Here is a 2,368-nt window from a genome sequence, read left to right as displayed (position 1 = left end):
TGTCTCATAAATCCTATCCGTTTTTAAGGAGAGATAATTGTTAATTATTAATAATTAATTGTTGAAAATATCTTCCAAACTTGTTTAAATTAATGGTAATAAGCAGTTAAAGGTTAATTATGAAAAAACCTAAAAAATGACGGGAGGAAGTACGCAGCGCCTGTTTTAACGGCTGGATGAATAACGACACGCGGGTTTTAACCCGGAGTTACTTTCCGGTTTGGCTTTCAATGTACTTCCTGACAGTCTCCGTTGAAGCGTTTCCTGTTGTTGCACAAAAAAAGCGCTTGAGTCCAAAGCGTAGGTAATTTTAGTAATAAGCGGAAATTCTTTCCTCAAATGATGTGAAGCTCTACCTTTGATGCGCTTAATTATTACTGATGGAGCAAAAGTGGGGTCAACTTCTAAAAATAAATGTACATGGTCTGGCATTATTTCTAATGCTATTAGTCTCCAATCATGCTCAGTACATAGCTCAAAAATAATCTCTTGTAGCCTTTGCTTGACATCTCCTACCAAGACAGACTTTCTACGCTTGGGAACAAAATACATGCAGGGTAATTAATCAGTGTTACTGAGTGAGGATTTCTTCTATATTCGTCTGGTTTTTTCTTTCCTACAGAATGCTGCGCAAACATTAATCTGTAGACATATTATGTTTAATAGTGCTATTATATCTACAGGAGGTAGCAATCAATGTATGGATGTCAACAACACCTAGTCAAGAGTAACTCAGAAGTAATGGCTGTGCTTGAGTATTTATGCACAGAAGCAAATAAGTTGACAAATTGTGGGCTTTACTATTGTCGTCAAATGCTGTTTAAAGCAGGACGCTTTCTATCTAAAACCGAACTAGATTTTGAATTAAAAAGTAATCCGCATTTTAAGGCAATGCGTTTGCTCCGCAACGCTAGCGCGAACAGCCTGTGCCCAACAAACACTGCACTCTGTAATTGAGTCCTTTAACTCCTATGCCAAACTAGCTAAAATGTTCAAATCGGGAGAGCTAGTACAGAAGCCAAAACCACCAAAATATCGTAAAAAGGATGGTTTAGCAGTTGTTAGTTACCCGGCACGATGGGTTAAGTTAGTTAATGGGATGCTTAAGTTTCCTCTAGGTAAGCAAGTAAAAGCGTGGTTTGGCATTGACCATTTCTTGCTACCAATGCCTGGTAACTTAGAGTTTAATCAGATAAAAGAATTTAGGTTCGTCCCTAGAAATCACTGTTTCTATCTAGAATTTGCTTATGAGCAACCACAGCCAGAAAAAGGTCAGCCAATAGCAGAAAATGTTTTGGGCATTGACCCAGGATTAAATAACTGGTTAACTTGTGTGAGTAATGTGGGGAAGGCTTTTATAGTTGATGGAAGAAAGGTTAAATCTCAAAATCAATGGTACAACAAACAAGTAGCAAAAATCAAAGCAGGTAAGCCTGGTGACTATTGGGATAATAAATTAGCCGCCATCACTGAAAAGCGCAATCGTCAGATGCGGGATAATGTGAACAAAGCAGCCAGATTTGTTATCAACTGGTGCATTGAGCATCAAATAGGTACAATAGTTTTTGGGTGGAATCAAGGCCAAAAAGACAGTATTAACATAGGTAAGAAAAATAACCAACAGTTTGTTCAAATACCAACAGCCAAGTTAAAAGCCAGGATAACTGAATTATCTGATCGGTATGGGATTAAGTTCGTTGAGACTGAGGAAAGCTATACGAGTAAAGCTAGTTTTTTAGATGATGATTTTCTGCCGAATTTTGGTGAAAAACCCGTTTGCGTAGCATTCCGTAGGAAAAGGTGGGAAGCATCAGGAAAGCTTGTTAACCGTGGCTTGTACCGTTCGGCAGCAGGTAAATTGATTAATGCAGATGCTAACGGTGCAGCTAATATTATCAAAAAAGTAGCAACACAGCTAAGTATTGACTTAGCCAAGGTTAGTAGGGAAGTTTTGATGCTTCCACAACGATACAAGTTAGAGAATCTAACTAAAAAATATCGTAAACAGTGCGTTGCGTGGCAATAGCGCCCGTATAAGCACATCCGCTTAGAATCCAGGGTGTTTTAACCCCTGGAGACATCAATTCCAGTGATTACTCTAATATCTTTGCTTGCTAGTCAACCTGCCTATTCAGCGACATTGAAGCCAGGAAGTCTATCTGTTTGCGGAGCATTCCGTAGGAAATTCTGACTCCTGAGTAGTTTATTTATCACTAGACATCTCCAGAAAATAAACTTACCCTTTATTTAACATTAGACTTCTCGGGAAAAGAGGGAGTAGGGAGTAGGGAACCCACCCCTAACCCCTCCCAGGAGGGGAAATAATTGATGATTTATGCGTATGGGATTGATTTAATTTTTGATGATC

Annotated in this window: 1 protein-coding gene and 1 pseudogene; one reads left to right on the top strand and one right to left on the bottom strand. The window is 38.8% G+C overall.

The window, feature by feature from the left end; genetic code table 11:
* Positions 1–208 precede the first annotated feature (208 nt).
* Positions 209–638: pseudogene (gene tnpA, locus AC3DU7_RS31365) on the bottom strand (IS200/IS605 family transposase).
* 236 nt (positions 639–874) lie between these two features.
* Here tnpA and AC3DU7_RS31360 point away from each other — a divergent pair.
* Positions 875–2,026 (top strand): RNA-guided endonuclease InsQ/TnpB family protein, encoded by a 1,152-nt coding sequence (locus AC3DU7_RS31360; RefSeq protein WP_488043143.1) that lies wholly within the window; start codon positions 875–877, stop codon positions 2,024–2,026.
* Positions 2,027–2,368 lie beyond the last annotated feature (342 nt).

The sequence above is a fragment of the Okeania sp. genome (assembly GCF_983059655.1).
Note: the sequence above shows the minus strand (reverse complement) of the source record. Positions and strands in the feature narration are given on the sequence as shown.